This window comes from Embleya sp. L77 (genome assembly GCF_055557415.1).
This window is the reverse complement of sequence record NZ_CM145709.1, coordinates 6,330,185-6,345,264: the sequence shown is the minus strand read 5'-3', so window position 1 is coordinate 6,345,264 and position 15,080 is coordinate 6,330,185. Positions and strand designations below refer to the sequence as shown.

Below are 15,080 nucleotides of genomic sequence, written 5' to 3'. Positions count from 1 at the left end.
CACTGCGCACCACCCACCGGCACGGGCGCGGGCCTTCTGTCCCCGCGCCCGTGCCACACCACCCGCGCCGGAGCGCACTCCGGGTGCCTTGCCGGGCCCCACCGCTTGTGGACAGACCGTGTCCGGATGGTCACGATGCTGTCCGGACGATCGGGTACGGCACGGGAACAAGGGGGCAGACGGTGGCACGCGAGGACGACGCGGCGACCCCCGACCCCATCGGCGACGGGAACGGCGGCGCCGCCGAGGCGACCGGCTCGGGCGCACGTCCCCCGTTCGTCCCCGGCCAGCGCGGCGTGCATCACCCTCGGGTGTACGACGGCGAGTTCCGGCCCGAGCCGGCCGCAGCCGAACCGGCCCAGCCCCGGCCGGCCGACGCCGCAGCGACCCACCCCTTCGCGACCGGCCCGGGTGGCCCGCACCCCGACGCGGCACCGGACGCCGACACCGGCCGGGCGCGCGCACCCGCGGGCCCCCCGGACGGCGAACTGGCCGACCTGGTGCGCGCCGGCGACGGCGACGCCTACGGCCTGCTCTATCAGCGCCACGTCGACTCGGTCCGCCGTTTCTCTCGCACCTGCACCCGCACCCCCGAGGCCGCCGACGACCTGTGCGCCGAGGCGTTCGCCCGCACGCTCCAGGCGTTGCGCTCGGGCCAGGGGCCGAAGGAGGCGTTCCGGGCCTACCTGCTCACCACCGTGCGACACGTCGCCGGCGACTGGACCAGGAGCAACCGCCGCGAATGGCTCACCGAGGACTTCACCGTCTTCGAGTCCGCCTGGGAGAACCAGGACCGGATGGTGAAGGCCGACGACGCCCGGCTCGCGCTCCAGGCGTTCCAGGACCTGCCCGAGCGGTCCCGGATGGTGCTGTGGCACGTGGACATCGAGGGCGAGCAGGCCGTCCAGGTCGCCCCGCTGGTCGGCGAGAACCCGGACAACGTGCGCAAGATCCTGGAGCGGGCCCGCCAGGAACTGCGCGACAACTACTTCGTGGCGTTCGCCACCGGCGGCGTCAAGGACGAGAACTGCAAGAAGTTCACCCGGCACTACGGCAGGCACATCCGCAACCGGATGGACTCCGAGAAGCGCCGGGAAAGCATCGACGCGCACCTGAAGACGTGCAGCCGATGCAACGAGACCTACGCCGAGATGGTCGACGTCCGCGACCGATACGGGCCGATCGCGCTGGCCCTGATCGGCATCACCGCGCCGATCTTCCTCAGCGGCACCGCCGTGGCCGCGGGCACCGCCGCGGCGGCCACGGCCGTGGCCGGCGGCATGGGTCTGGCCGTCGGCGCCTCCGGTGCGGGCGGCGTCGCAAGCGGCGTGGCCGCGGGCGCCGCCGCGGCCGGGAGCGCGGCGGCCGGCGCGGGCGCGGGCACGGCCGCGGTCAAGGGCGCGAGCCAGGCCGGCCAGACCGCCGGCCGCTCGTCGCTGATCGCGGGCGGCGTAGTGGTGGTCGTGGCGGTGGCCGCCTTCGCCCTCGTGGACACCGACAAGCCCAAGCCGAAGCACCCCGCTCCGCCGGCGGCGGCCTCCGCGCCCGCCCCCCTGCCGGCGCCGTCCACCGCCGAGACGCCTCCCCCGCAACCCTCGCCGCCCAAGCCGGAGGTCGAGCCGGCCGCGGAACCCTCCGCCGAGCCGGCCTCGACCCCGCCGCCGCGGCGACCCACGCCCACCAAGTACCCGGCGACCCGGCCCGCCCCGACCAGGGTCAAGCCGACCCGGTCGGTGCCGACCCTGGTGGCCGACAACAAGGAGTTCCGCGCCGACGACGGCAAGGTCGGCTTCAAGTGCGACAACGGCGCCGGCAAATGGTGCGAGAACCCCACCATCACCGTGCCCAGCGCACTGGCCGCACCACTGATGCGGCCCGGCTCCACCGCCGCGTGCACCGAGGTCGAGGGCAAGAACGGCTCGCACTACACGCTGTGCCGGCGCTGACCCCCGAAACCCGGCCGCCCTAGTTCGCCGCGCCCGCGGTGCCCGCCCACGGGGCCGCCGCCTCCAGTTGTCCGGCGAGGCGGAACAGCGTGCTCTCGTCGCCGTAGCGGCCGGCGAACTGCACGCCCAGCGGCAGCCCGTCCGAGGTGTGCCCCAGCGGCACCGACATGGCCGGCTGCCCGGTCACGTTGAACAGGCTCGTGAACGCGGCCATACCGCGCATCCCGTTCAGCGCGGCCCGCGGGTCGCGGTTGGGGTCCAACTCGCCCAGCAGCGGCGGCACCACCGCCATCGTCGGGGTCAGCAGCACGTCGAAGCGCCCGGTCAGGCGGGTCACCGCCCGCCCGATCGCATGCATCTTGTCGACCGCGGCCAGGTAGCGGGCCAGCGACAACCCGCGGCCCTTGTCCACGATCAGCCGGGTGGCCCCGTCCAGATCGTCCGCCTGAAGCTCGCGCCCCAGCTCGGCCAGGCGCAGATCCACCATGCGCGCCATGTGCGCGGCGCTGATCGGCGCGATCACCTCGCCCGGCCGGGTCAGCGTGTCCGGCCAGGTCACCGGCTCCACGTCGTGCCCCAGGGCGACACACAGCGCGGCGGCCTCCTCGGCGACCCGCACGCACTCGGGGTCCACCAGTACGTCCGCGTCCACCGGCGTCAGGATCAGCCCGATCCGCAGCCGCCCGGGATCCGCGCCCACCTCGGCGGCATACGGGCCCACCGGCGGCGGCGCGTGATACGGGTCGCCCGGCTCCGGGGTGCCGGTGACGTCGAGCAGCGTCGCGCTGTCGCGCACCGTGCGGGTGACCGCGTGCGCGACCGCCAGACCGCCCCACGACTCGCCGTGCTCCGGACCGGGAGTGACCCGGCCGCGGCTCGGCTTGAGCCCGAACACCCCACAGCACGCGGCCGGGATCCGGATCGAGCCGCCGCCGTCGGTGGCGTGCGCGACCGGCACCATGCCCGCCGCGACCGCCGCCGCCGACCCGCCGCTGGAGCCACCCGCGCTGCGGTCGAGATGCCACGGGTTGTGCGCGGGCCCGAACAGGCCGGACTCGGTGCTCGTACCGAGCCCGAACTCGGGGGTGTTGGTCTTGCCCACGATCAGCACACCGGCCGCCCGCAACCGGGTCACCAGCGTGCTGTCGCGCGCGGCGATCGAACCCGCGAACAATCGCGACCCGTTGCTCGTGGTCATCCCGGCCACGTCACACTCGAGGTCCTTGATCAGATACGGCACGCCCGCGAGCACGCCCGGCAGCAGCCCGGCGACCGCGGCCCGGGCCTGCTCCTCGCACAACGCGACCACGGCGCCCAGGGCCGGTTCGCGCTCCTTGATCGCCTCGAAGGTGACGTCGAGCACCTCGTCCGCGGTCACCTCGCCGCGGGCGATCAGGCCCGCGAGCCCGGTGGCGTCATAGGACTGATACTCGTCGATCCGCACGGCACGACCTCCAGCGCTGGTGAACACGTCCGCCCCGCACCGTACGCGACGGTTGCCCGGCGCCGTCCGCCCCGTGGACGGATCGTCAAAATCCGGCGCGCGGCACCGCGACCGGCCCGCGCCGGTCACCGAAGGTGCCGCGCGGTGGTTTCCTCAGCCCACCGACGAGTACGCGACCACGCCTCGGCGCAGCCCCTCGACCGCCTTGCGCGCGGTCCCGCCGACCTTGCTGTCGTCGGGGGCCGCGGCGGCGATCTGGCCCAGCACGTCGACGAGTTGCTTGATCCAGCGGACGAAGTCACCGGCCGGCAGGTCCGCTTCGCCGAGCACCGCGTCCAGGCTCAGCCCCGAGGCCCACGAGTACGCCGTCCAGGCGAAGCCCAAGTCCGGCTCGCGCAGGAAGTCGAGGTGGTGCTGCCCCTCCAGCGCGTCCAGGTGACCCCACAGCCGCACCATGTCGGCCAGCGCGGCGTGCGCCGCACCGCCCGGCAGCTTGGGAGCCATCGCGTCGTCCGGCTGCCGCGACTCGTACACCAGCGCGGAGGCGCACGCGGCCAACTCGGCCGGGGTCAGCTCCTCCCACAGGCCCTCGCGCAGGCACTCGGCGGTCAGCAGGTCCAGCTCGGCGTAGATCCGCGCGAGTCGGCGCCCGTCCTCGGTGACCGTGTCGCCCTCGAGGTAGTCCAGGTCGGTGAGCATCGCGCAGACCCGGTCGAAGGTGCGCGCGATGGTGTGCGTGCGGCCCTTCATCCGATTCTCGATCACCTGCGTGTCGCGCAGCAGCCGGTAGTAGCGCTCGGCCCACCGCGCGTGTTCCTCGCGCTCGTCGCAGCCGTGGCACGGGTGTTGCCGGATGGCCTGCCGCAGCCGGGTGATCTCCGGGTCGTCGGCCGCCGGCGAACGCTGCTTGCGGGCCCGCGGCTGGTCCACGTGGCCGGCCTTGCTGCGCAGCGAGGACGCCAGGTCGCGGCGGGACTGCGGATTGCGCGCGTTGAACGAGCGCGGGATGCGCAGCCGGTCGATCGCGGTAACCGGCACGGGGAAGTCGATCCCGGCCAGTCGGCGGGCCTGCCGGTCCGAGGTGAGCACGAACGGGCGCGGCCCCTCCGGACCCTGGTCGGTGCCCGGGTCCAGGACCACCGCGAGGCCCGCGTACTTGCCGGTGGGCACCACGATGATGTCGCCCGGCCTGAGCTTCTCCAGCGACGCCGCGGCCTGCGCCCGACGCTGCGAGGCGCCCTCGCGGGCCAGCTCGGTCTCGCGATCCTTGAGCGCACGGCGCAGCTGCCCGTACTCGGCGAAGTCGCCCAGATGGCAGGTCATCGCCTCGTGGTAGCCGGCCAGCCCCTCCTCGTTGCGCTGCACCTGCCGGGTCAGCCCGACCACCGAGCGGTCCGCCTGGAACTGCGCGAACGAGGTCTCCAGGAGCTCGCGCGAGCGGTGCCGGCCGACCTGACCGACCAGGTTGACCGCCATGTTGTAGGACGGCTTGAAGGACGAGCGCAGCGGATAGGTGCGGGTACCCGCGAGGCCGGCCAGGTGGCCGGCGTCGAAGCCCTGGTGCCACAGCACCACCGCGTGGCCCTCCACGTCGATGCCGCGGCGCCCGGCGCGCCCGGTGAGCTGGGTGTACTCGCCGGCGGTCAGGTCGGCGTGCGTCTCGCCGTTCCACTTGACCAGCTTCTCCAACACCACCGAGCGGGCGGGCATGTTGATCCCCAGCGCCAGCGTCTCGGTCGCGAACACCGCCTTGACCAGGCCCTTGACGAACAGTTCCTCGACGACCTCCTTGAAGGTCGGCAACATGCCCGCGTGGTGCGCCGCGATCCCGCGCTGGAGCGCCTCCAGCCACGAGTGGTAGCCCAGCACGTGCCGGTCCTCGTCCGGGATCCCGGTGGTGCGCGCCTCCACGATCGCGCGCACCTCGGCCCGCTCCGCCTCGCCGTTGAGCCGCAGGCCCGCGTACAGGCACTGCTGGACGGCCGCCTCGCAGCCCTTGCGGCTGAAGATGAAGGTGATCGCGGGCAGCAGGCCCTCGGCGTCGAGCCGGTCGATCACGTCGGCCCGGCTGGGCGTCCAGATCCGGCTGCGCACCGGCCGGGTCTCCTGACCGCGGTTGCGCCGGTAGCGGTCCTGCGGTCGGCCCGCGCGCTCGCTCTCCATCCGGCCCAGCCGGATCAGCTCGGGGTTGACCTCGGTGCGGTTCTCGTCGGTGAACAGGTCGTAGGTGCGGTTGCCCGCGATCACGTGCTGCCACAGCGGCACCGGGCGATGCTCGGAGACCACGACGGCGGTGTCGCCGCGCACGGTGCCCAGCCAGTCGCCGAACTCCTCGGCGTTGCTGACGGTCGCCGAGAGCGAGACCAGAGTGACCGATTCGGAGAGGTGGATGATCACCTCTTCCCACACCGCGCCGCGGAAGCGGTCGGAGAGGTAGTGCACCTCGTCCATCACCACATAGCCCAGGCCGTTCAACGCGTTCGAGGACGCGTAGAGCATGTTCCGCAGCACCTCGGTGGTCATCACGATCACCGGGGCGTCGCTGTTGACCGAGTTGTCCCCGGTGAGCAGGCCCACGTTCGCCGCGCCGTAGAGCTTCTGGAAGTCGGCGAACTTCTGGTTCGACAGCGCCTTGATGGGCGTCGTGTAGAAGCACTTGCGGCCCTGTTCGAGCGCGAGGTGCACGGCGAACTCGCCGACCACCGTCTTGCCGGAACCGGTCGGCGCCGCGACCAGGACCCCCTTGCCGCTTTCCAACGCGCGGCACGCCTCGACCTGGAAGGGGTCTAGGCCGAAGGGGTACTGCTCGCGGAACGCGTGCAGACTCGTCCGTTCGTCGGCGGCCTGGCGGCGCGAGGCCGCGTAGCGCTCGGCGGGGGACATCTGGGTGTCGCGGTCCGTGCCGCGTGAAGGATCGAGAGGCATCTCGTCAAGCAGACTACCGGCCGGGACCGACGGCTGTGATCACCTTTTTTCGATCATGACATGCGGCTCCATCACGACGTGCGGCTCGATCAGGCTCGATCAGGAGACGCCGCCCGGTGGCGGGCCTCGGCTCAGTCGCGTGCCGCGGGAGTCAGTACCCGGACCGCGTCGGGTATGCAGTCCGCGGTCAGCGGCAACGCGCCCAGCCGCTCGCCGTCGGCCCACCCGCTGAGCCCGCGCGCACTCAGCGACACGGTCGCGGCGCGGTGGACGGTGACCAGCGGGTGGCTCACGTGCTTCCCGCTGTAGACCTTGGGGAACACCCGCAACAACTCGGCCCGCCCGCATCCGGCCACCACGGTGACGTCGAACAGGCCGTCGGCGAGGTCGGCGTCGGGACACATCCGCATGCCTCCGCCATAGGAGCGGCCGTTGCCCACCGCGATCAGAGTGGCCTCGACGTCGAAGGGCTTGCCGTCCAACTCCAGCTCGTAGGCGATCGGCTTCAGCGCGCCCAGCTCGCCCAGCAACGCGGCGTTGTAGCGGGTCCGCCCGCGCGCCCAGGTCATCCGGTTGGCGCGCTCGTTGACCCGCGAGTCGAAGCCGGTACACAGTATGGTCCCGAACCAGCGCTCGCCCGCCCGGCCCAGGTCCACCGGCCGGGCGTGCAGGTCGGCCACCACCCGCGCGGCGGCGGCCACATCGCCCACCGGCAGGTCCAGGGCACGCGCGAAGTCGTTCCCGGAACCGATCGGCACCACACCCAGCGGCGTACTCGTGCCCGCCACCGCCTGCAGCGCGGCCGCCACCGTGCCGTCGCCGCCGACCGCGACCACCGCGTCCACGCCGCGGCGCACCACCGCGCGCAGTCGGGCGATCCCCTCCGCGACACCGGGGGCGGACACCTGATGCGGTGTCAGCCCCCGGTCGCGAAGCAGGTCGGCGGCGACCGACGCCGCCTTCAGGCCGCGACCACGACCCGCGGTGGGGTTGACGAATACCGCTATCTCCCGAGACACAAGGCGCGAGATTAGCCCACCGGACCTCAGGTGATGTCGTCCACCCTGGCCGAGGGGCCCGGCTCCGGCTCGTCCGCGACGGCGCTCGGGCGGTCGACCGGGCGCACCGAGGTGTCCAGGACCGACGCCTCGTCGTCGTCGAGGTCGGCGCCGAACACTTCCGCGTGCCGCTTGCCGCGCCGCCGGTCGTTGAGCCAGGCCACGATCAGCGCGATCCCGTACAGGATCGTGATCGGGATGGACAGCAGGATCATCGTCAGCGGGTCCGTGGTGGGAGTGGCCACCGCGCCGAAGACGAAGATGCCCATCACCACCCAGCGCCACCAGCCCGCGAGCTGCCTCGCGGTGACGACCCCGCCGAAGTTCAGCATGATCAGCACGAGCGGCAGCTCGCACGCGATGCCGAAGACCACGACCATGCGGATGACGAAGTTGAGGTAGTCGTCCAGCTGGATCTGGTTGCTGGCGTCCGTGAGCGTGAAGTCCAGGAGCACCTGGAGGGCGTGCGGCAGGATCCAGTACGAGAAGTAGGCACCGCCCAGGAACAGCGGCACACCCACGCCGACGAAGGCCAGCGAGTATTTCTTCTCGTTCTTGTGCAGCCCCGGCGCCAGGAAGGCCCACATCTGGTAGAGCCAGATCGGTGAGGCCGCGATGATGCCGGTGGCCAGCGAGATCTTCAGGGCCATCGAGAACGGCGAGAGCACGCCCTGTTGGACCAGGACACCCTGACCGCACTTGGTGACGCCGGTGCCCTTGACGTTCTTGAGATCGCAGACGGGGTCGACCAGGAACGCGCCGATGTCCTCGTAGAAGAACGCGGCGACGATGGTCACGACGATGATGGCCAGGAGCGCCTTGACGAGCCGATTGCGCAGTTCGCGCAAATGCTCCATCAGGGGCATGCGCCCCTCGGCGTCCTTGATCTTCTTTTGTTTCGGGCCGGACTCTCGTCCGCGCCCTGCCTTGTCAAGCACCTTGAGGGCCGACTCCTAAAAGGCGCGCGCGGATTCAGCGACGGTTGTGATCGGGCTCGCCGACCGGCCGCGCCTCGCTCACGTCACCCGGAGCCGCCTGGATGGTGCGCGGCGGCGTCTCGGTGGACTTGGCGGTCTTGTCGGACGCGGGGGCCTCGGCCGTCCCGTCCTCCTTCATCGCCTTGGTCTCGCTCTTGAGAATGCGCAGCGAACGGCCCAGCGCACGCGCCGTGTCCGGCAGACGCTTGGCGCCGAACAGCAGCACGACGACAACCAGGATCAGGATGATCTCGGGCCAACCGAGCTTGCCAAACATAGTCAGTACCTCATTGCCGGGGCCGGGGGGTTACGGGTTCGATCGTACGCCGGTGCATGTGACACACGTGCAACGCAATGGTGGCGAACAACTGCACCGGACGTAACCCCCAGGGGTCACGTATGCGGATCACTGTCGGTGAGCGGCCGTGGGGCCGGGGTGCGGTGCGGAATCACGCCGCAGGGACGGGCCGCCGGCCGCGTCCAGCTCGGCCGCGGCCTCGGACAGCCGGGTCGAGGCGTCCGCGACGGCCGCTCCGAGGTGACGCACGTCACCGAACAATCGCCAGGCGAACCAGCCGATGACGCCGAGTCCGGCGAGGACGAGCACGAGGAAGACAAGGACCCACGGCAACATGCGGCGACCCTAACAGCCCCCGCACCCGCCGCTGCGCCGCCGTTCAGCGTGCGACCTGCATCGACGACACTCCGCCGTCGGTGAGCAGTTCGACGATCCGCTCACCGGCCGGCCGGCGTACCGAGTCGGCGCAGGTGGGGCAGCGGAACAGGTAGAAGGACTTGTTCGGTCGGAGCACCAGCCGCAGCTGATCCGCCGTCAGCTCGACCCGTCCGCAAACCGGGCAGCGCGCCGTGAACGTCGACACCGTGGGCCTCCTCGCATTCTCGGGAAGGTTGTCGTCGGTGGTACCGGAGGTGCCGCTGAGCCGCGGTCGGGGGCATGTGCCGTTTCTTGACAATCGCCGCCGGCCGCGGCGAATCAGCCGGCCTGGTCCGCGTAGGCCGCGAGCGCGGCCGAGGCGGTCCGTCGTACATCGTCCACGAGCTCCGGCGGGGAGATCACCCTGCCGTGCCCGCCCAACCGCAGCGCGAGCCGCCGGATCCCGGCGGGGTCGGGCGTGCGCAGGGTCAACCGCAGGCCGCCGTCGGCCAGTTCCTCGACCTTGTCGTAGCGGTAGTACTCGGTGACCCAGCGCCCGCCGGGCCCCAGTTCGAGCACCACCTCGATGCCGTCGGCCGCGGTGGGCGCGAAGCCGTCCGCGAGGTCCAGCGGCTCGATCGGCTGCGGCTCGGACGCCTCGTCCAGCAGCACCGCCTCGGCGACCCGGTCCAGCCGGAACAACCGGCGACCCTCGGCCTGTCGGCACCACGCCACCAGGTAGGTGTGCCCGTCGACCAGGACCAGCCGGATCGGGTCCACCTCGCGCTCGGTGATCTCGTCCCGGCGCGGGACGTAGTAGCGCAGCCGCAGCCGGCGCTTCTCGCTCACCGCGCGGTCCATCGTGGCGAACGCCGACTCCTGGGCCGCGTCGTCGCCCTCGAACTCGACCGTCACCCCTTCCGCGGCACGGGCGGCCTCGCCGGCGGCGTCCTCCAGCTTGGCGGTCACCCGGCCCAGCGCGACCTTGTCCCGCTCGCGCAGCCCGGACAGGCCCGCCAACGCGCGCAGCGCCACGAGCAGGGCGAGTGCCTCGTGCGGGGCCAGGCGCACCGGGCGCACCGGCGCGTCGGCGTTGTCCAGGAAGACCCGGCCCTCGAAGTCGACGTGCGGCTCCAGCAGGTCGTCGGCCATGAAGCTGGTGCCGCACATGTGCAGCGTGCCCAGATCCGCCTCGACCTGTGCGACCGGCAGGCCGAACGCCCGCGCGACGTCGTCCAGATGCGTGCCGGGGCGCTCGCGCAGGTAGGCCACCAGCGACAACAGCCGCCGGGTGTCGTCGATCGCGTTGCTCATCCGACCTTCACCTGTCCCGTCGCCTCTCCGGCGGCCTCGCGCAGTTGCGCGACCACGGCGGCGCGCAGATGGGGCGGCTCCAGCACGACCACGTCGGGGCCGAACTCGGCGAGCCAGTGGTGCAATCCGTGTCCGTGGCTCAGCTCCAACTCGTCCCAGCCGTCGCCGGCCGGCACCACCGCGCTCGCCCGGGCGCGCAGCGGGAACCCGGCGCCGGTGCGCACCCGGATCCGGGCGATGCCCTCGCCGCCCTCGCCGGCGAAGCGCGCGACCTGGCCGCGCACGTCCACCTTCTGCGGCACCTCGGCTTGGAACTGCTCCTTGAGCGGCTTCGGCTTGGGCTTGTCGGCGATCCGGTCGAGCCGGAACACGCGCTGCTCCTGCCGGTCCCGGGAGAAGCCCACCAGATACCACCGGCCGCGCCAGCAGCTCATCCCCCACGGCTCGACCACACGCGGCGTGGCCTCGGCGGCGCCGGAGCGGCGGTAGGCGAACTGGATCGGGCGGCGGGTGCGCAGCGCGTCCAGCAACGGCCCGAAGGCGGGCTCGCGCGCGGTCACCCGGGGCTCGACGCTGGTCAGCGGCGCCGAGTCGATCTCGACGCCGGCGGCCTTGAGCTTGTACAGCGCGCCGGTCGCGGCTCCGGCCAGGGCGGACTGCTGCCAGGCACCGGCGGCCAGCGCCAGCGCGGCGGCCTCCTCCGGGTCCAGTTCCACCGGCGGCAGCGCGTTCATCTCGGGGCGGATCCGGTAGCCGTCCGCCGACTCGATCAGCGGGTCGTTGGCACCGGTCTCGACGATGAAGCCGAGTTCGCGTACGTCGTCCTTGTCCCGCTCGAACATGCGATCGAAGGCCTCGTCGGACGTGCACAGCCGATACGACTCGATCGACTGCCGCAACTCTTCCTTCGTGACGTAGCGACGGGCGGCGAGCAGGCACATCACCAGGCTCACCAACCGCTCCTGCTTCGGAATCGCCATCAGATCCCCAGTCCCTCCCACAAGGCGCAGCCCCGACCGTACCGCGTTCGGTGCGTCGGTTGGTCCCGGCCGTCGATCTGGTCCTTCGGTTCGCCCCGCGCCCCCCGCCGGCGTTAGGCTGCCGGACCGTGATCACCTGGCGACGCGGCGAAGTGACGGCGATCAAACGGGCCTGGCGCGGGGCGGTCGAGCTGACCGTGGCCGTCCCGGAACCCACCCCCGCACGGGAGTTGCGCGCGATCGCCTACCCGCACCTGACCGGCACCCCGGTGATCGGCGACACCGTACTGCTCAACACCACCGCGCAGGACATGGGCCTGGGCACCGGCGGCTACGCACTGGTGGTGGCGCTGCCGGATCGCCTGCCCGCGGACCCGCCGCCAAGACCGGGGCACGTGGTCAAGGCCCGCTACACCCCGATGCAGGCGGTCGTACTCGGCGTGGACGAGCAGGACTCGCCACACCACGCGACGCTGCGCGACGCGGACTCACTGGACGGCATGCCGGTCGTGGTCGCCGACCTGCACTCCGCGCTGCCCGCGATCTGCGCCGGCATCCGTGCCGCGCGCCCGCACGCGCGTGTGGTGTACGTGATGACCGACGGCGGCACGCTGCCGCTGTGGTTCTCGATGACCGTCGACACGCTCCGCGAACACGGCTGGCTGGCGGGCTCGGTGACGGTGGGCCAAGCGCTCGGCGGCGACCTGGAGGCGGTCACCCTGCACACCGGCCTGCTCGCGGCCCGGCACGTCCAGGGCGCGGACGTGGCGATCGTCGCGCAGGGACCGGGCAATCTGGGCACGGGCACGCCGTGGGGCTTCTCCGGCGTCGCGGCGGGCGAGGCGATCAACGCCATCGCCGCACTCGGCGGCCGGCCGGTGGCCTCGCTGCGGATCTCCGACGCGGACGGGCGCGAACGCCATCAGGGTGTCTCGCACCACTGCCTGACCGCGTACGGCCGGGTCGCACTGGCCCGGGCCGACGTGATCGTGCCCGCGCTGCCGGCGGCGCTGGCACATCGGGTCGCGGCGGACGTCGAGCCGTTGCGGGTCGGGCACGACGTGCACACGGTGCCCGTCGACGGCCTCGACGCCGCGCTGCGCACGAGCCCCGCCCGGCTGTCCACGATGGGCCGCGGCCTCGACGCGGACCACGCCTACTTCCTCGCCGCCGCCGCCGCGGGCCGCTTCGCGGCGGACCTGCTCCCGGACTGACCGGCCGGCGGCCTGCTCGTCCTCGAACGCCGGACCGGCCGGGTCGGCCGGCTCGGTTCATCGTCTTCGAACCCGGACGGGCCGGGCCAGGTGGCACTTTCGGCCCGTCCGCCGCGCCGAGGACGCCTCGGGCCACAGAGGCCCCGGAACGCCGAAGGCCCCGATCCGCGCGGGATGCGCGAACCGGGGCCGAGTGAAATCCGACTAGCCGACCTTCATCAGGTCGACCACGAAGATCAGCGTCTCACCCGGTGCGATCGCGCCGGGCGCGCCGCGGTCGCCGTAGGCCTGGTGCGGCGGGATGACCAGCTTGCGCCGGCCGCCGACCTTCATGCCCTGCACGCCCTTGTCCCAGCCCTCGATGACCTGGCCGACACCGAGCCGGAAGTCGAGCGGGGCGTTGCGGTTCCAGGACGCGTCGAACTCCTCGCCGGAGGAGAACGCGACACCGACGTAGTGCACGCTGACGTTCTGACCCGCCTGGGCGACCGGGCCTTCGCCCTCCCAGATCTCGGTGATCTCCAGGTCGGCGGGCACGCCACCCTCGGGGAAGTCGATCTCGGGCTTCGTAAGCTCGCTCACAGCTGTATCCGTATCCGTTCGAGTGCTGAATGCCGTTCCAACGTACCGGGCCGGTCGCCCGATCCGGTCATCCGACGGGCCGTCAGGCGGCCGTGCCGCCGAGCGCGTCGACGATGTCGACGACGAACACGAGCGTCGAGTTGGCCGGGATGGTCGGCGGCTTGCCCTCGGCGCCGTAACCCTTGTCGGCGGGCAGCACCAGCAGCACGCGGCTGCCGACCTTCTGCCCCACCAGACCCTCGTCCCACCCGGGCACGACCTGGCCGACACCGATCTTGAACGCGGTCGCGCCGCCGTGGTCCCACGACGAGTCGAACTTGGTGCCCTTGTCGAACAGGGCGCCGGTGTACTGGGCGACCAGCGTCTGGCCCTTCTGGACCACCGGGCCGGTGCCCTCGATCAGCGGCTGCACGGTCAGCTTGGTCGGCGCGGCGGTGCCCGGCGGGATGGTGATCTCCGCGGCCTTGCCGGACTCGACCTTGGCGACGGGCAGGCCGGCCGGCGGGGTCACCGCGGTGCCCTTGGCCTCCGCCTTCGCGTCGATCGTCTTGGTCGCCTTCAGGTCCAGCATCAGCACGACGGCCTGCTTCTCCTGGGTGACCTTGGCCGGTACGACCACGAGCATCCGGGTGCCGACCTTCTTGCCGATTATCCCCTGCCCGATCTCCTTCAGGAGTTCCTGGCTGCCGGCCTGGAAGACCTCGGGGGTCTTGGTGTCGTACGAGTTGCCCGCGTCCGTGCCGTCCCAGTTCTTGCCGACGGTGTCCGCGACGACGTAGTCGTCCTTCTTGATCACGTCGCCGGTGCCCTCGATGAGGATCGTCGACGTCGTCTTGTCGCCCGACTTCCCCTTGGGGATCTTGATGTCCGGCTTCTGGCCGAACGCTCCGGTCACGACCGGTTTAACGGTTTTTCCTCCGTCGTCATCGCCACACGCGACCGCGGTGAAGGCCAGTGCGGGGACCAGAAGGAGCGCAGCGAGACGGCGCACGATGTTCCTCTGCTGAGATGGACAAGGACCGGGACACTCTATGGGACCCGGATGTCAGGACGACGTGAAGACGACAACCGCGTTCAGGCAACCTCGCGGCCGGTTCGCTTGAGCCGCGCGGCCCACCGCCCGTCCTCGCTGCGCACCGACAGCGGGATGCCGAAGCACTCGCTCAGGTTGGCGTCCGTCATCACCTCGCGGGCCGGCCCGGCCGCCACGGTCGCGCCGCGGCGCAGCAACAGCGCATGGGTCACCGCGCTGGGCAGTTCCTCCAGGTGGTGGGTGACGATCACCAGGGTCAGCCGCGGGTACTCCCGCGTGAGCGAGTCGATCGCCTCCAGGAGCTCCTCGCGGCTGGGCAGGTCCAGCGCGTTGGCCGGCTCGTCCAGCAGCAGCAGTCGCGGGTCGGGCATCAGCGCGCGGGCGATCCGGGCCCGACCGCGCTCGCCCTGCGAGCACACCGCGATCTCGCGCTCCGCCAGCCGCTCCAGGCCCAGCAGCGCGATCAGCTCGGCGGCCCGGCCCCGCTCGGCCGGCCCGTACTTGCCGTACAGCGGCTGCACCGTGCCGCTCGCCCCGGTGAGCACGTAGTCGGTCACCGTCAGGTATTCCGGGATGCGCAGCGCCGCGTTGACCGCGCCCACCCGGGCCCGCACCTCCCGCACGTCCACCCGGCCCAGCTGCTTGCCCAGCACCGTCACCGAGCCGTTGCCGGGAAAGCGCAGCGCGCCGGCGAGCGCCAGGATCGTGCTCTTGCCCGCGCCGTTGTGTCCCAGCAGCGCCCAGCGCTCGCCCTCGCGGACCGTCCAGTCCACGCCGACGAGCATGTCCGTGCGCCCGCCGGGCCCGTGCGCCCACACATCCACCGCGTCGAGCTCGAAGACGGGTGGAGCGATGTCCCATGTAGGTGTATCGACCATCGAGCCAGCATGCCACTCGCCCGCCCGCTCCCGGCATCGGGAGGGGGCGGGCGAGCACTTCGTCTCACATGCCG

General features: G+C 72.1%; 14 protein-coding genes. 2 read left to right on the top strand and 12 right to left on the bottom strand.

All coding sequences use genetic code 11. The features are described 5' to 3' along the window. Positions 1 to 182 precede the first annotated feature (182 nt). Positions 183 to 1,946 carry an RNA polymerase sigma factor gene (locus ACZOOI_RS26925; protein WP_465278259.1) on the top strand — a complete coding sequence of 588 codons (1,764 nt, stop codon included), beginning with the start codon at positions 183 to 185 and terminating at the stop codon, positions 1,944 to 1,946. A 19-nt stretch (positions 1,947 to 1,965) separates the two neighbouring features. Here the strand turns inward: ACZOOI_RS26925 and ACZOOI_RS26920 are convergent, their stop codons facing one another. From ACZOOI_RS26920 to ACZOOI_RS26880, 9 genes are all read right to left on the bottom strand, one after another. Further along, complete coding sequence (locus tag ACZOOI_RS26920) at positions 1,966 to 3,390, bottom strand: amidase (protein WP_465278258.1); 1,425 nt, start codon at positions 3,388 to 3,390, stop codon at positions 1,966 to 1,968. A 153-nt stretch (positions 3,391 to 3,543) separates the two neighbouring features. Further along, complete coding sequence (locus ACZOOI_RS26915; protein ID WP_465281296.1) at positions 3,544 to 6,273, bottom strand: DEAD/DEAH box helicase; 2,730 nt, start codon at positions 6,271 to 6,273, stop codon at positions 3,544 to 3,546. A 173-nt stretch (positions 6,274 to 6,446) separates the two neighbouring features. Continuing rightward, positions 6,447 to 7,334 (bottom strand): diacylglycerol kinase, encoded by an 888-nt coding sequence (locus ACZOOI_RS26910; RefSeq protein WP_465278257.1) that lies wholly within the window; start codon positions 7,332 to 7,334, stop codon positions 6,447 to 6,449. A gap of 26 nt (positions 7,335 to 7,360) precedes the next feature. Further along, on the bottom strand, positions 7,361 to 8,239 hold the full coding sequence (gene tatC / locus ACZOOI_RS26905; protein WP_465281295.1) for a twin-arginine translocase subunit TatC: 879 nt from the start codon (positions 8,237 to 8,239) through the stop codon (positions 7,361 to 7,363). A gap of 106 nt (positions 8,240 to 8,345) precedes the next feature. Next, complete coding sequence (tatA, locus tag ACZOOI_RS26900; RefSeq protein ID WP_391581983.1) at positions 8,346 to 8,627, bottom strand: Sec-independent protein translocase subunit TatA; 282 nt, start codon at positions 8,625 to 8,627, stop codon at positions 8,346 to 8,348. 129 nt (positions 8,628 to 8,756) lie between these two features. Next, positions 8,757 to 8,984 (bottom strand): hypothetical protein, encoded by a 228-nt coding sequence (locus tag ACZOOI_RS26895; protein ID WP_465278256.1) that lies wholly within the window; start codon positions 8,982 to 8,984, stop codon positions 8,757 to 8,759. 43 nt (positions 8,985 to 9,027) lie between these two features. Further along, positions 9,028 to 9,231: a hypothetical protein gene (locus ACZOOI_RS26890; protein WP_078978606.1), complete on the bottom strand. Its 204-nt coding sequence runs from the start codon at positions 9,229 to 9,231 to the stop codon at positions 9,028 to 9,030. 113 nt (positions 9,232 to 9,344) lie between these two features. After that, on the bottom strand, positions 9,345 to 10,319 hold the full coding sequence (locus ACZOOI_RS26885) for a helix-turn-helix transcriptional regulator (protein WP_396004783.1): 975 nt from the start codon (positions 10,317 to 10,319) through the stop codon (positions 9,345 to 9,347). Then, a complete protein-coding gene (locus ACZOOI_RS26880) occupies positions 10,316 to 11,299 on the bottom strand; it encodes a helix-turn-helix transcriptional regulator (RefSeq protein ID WP_465278255.1) in 984 nt (327 codons plus the stop codon). Before ACZOOI_RS26880 ends, ACZOOI_RS26885 begins: the two co-directional genes overlap by 4 nt. A gap of 128 nt (positions 11,300 to 11,427) precedes the next feature. Here ACZOOI_RS26880 and ACZOOI_RS26875 point away from each other — a divergent pair, with 128 nt between their 5' ends. Continuing rightward, a complete protein-coding gene (locus ACZOOI_RS26875) occupies positions 11,428 to 12,513 on the top strand; it encodes a DUF3866 family protein (protein WP_465278254.1) in 1,086 nt (361 codons plus the stop codon). Between the two features lie 204 nt (positions 12,514 to 12,717). On the opposite strand, the gene ACZOOI_RS26870 is transcribed toward ACZOOI_RS26875, so the two are convergent. The 3 genes from ACZOOI_RS26870 to ACZOOI_RS26860 form a co-directional block, all read right to left on the bottom strand. After that, positions 12,718 to 13,095: an FKBP-type peptidyl-prolyl cis-trans isomerase gene (locus ACZOOI_RS26870; protein WP_391581978.1), complete on the bottom strand. Its 378-nt coding sequence runs from the start codon at positions 13,093 to 13,095 to the stop codon at positions 12,718 to 12,720. Between the two features lie 82 nt (positions 13,096 to 13,177). Beyond that, entirely contained in the window at positions 13,178 to 13,990 is an 813-nt protein-coding gene (locus ACZOOI_RS26865) for an FKBP-type peptidyl-prolyl cis-trans isomerase (protein ID WP_465278253.1), read from the bottom strand. A gap of 179 nt (positions 13,991 to 14,169) precedes the next feature. Further along, positions 14,170 to 15,006 (bottom strand): ABC transporter ATP-binding protein, encoded by an 837-nt coding sequence (locus tag ACZOOI_RS26860; RefSeq protein ID WP_465278252.1) that lies wholly within the window; start codon positions 15,004 to 15,006, stop codon positions 14,170 to 14,172. Positions 15,007 to 15,080: the final 74 nt, after the last annotated feature.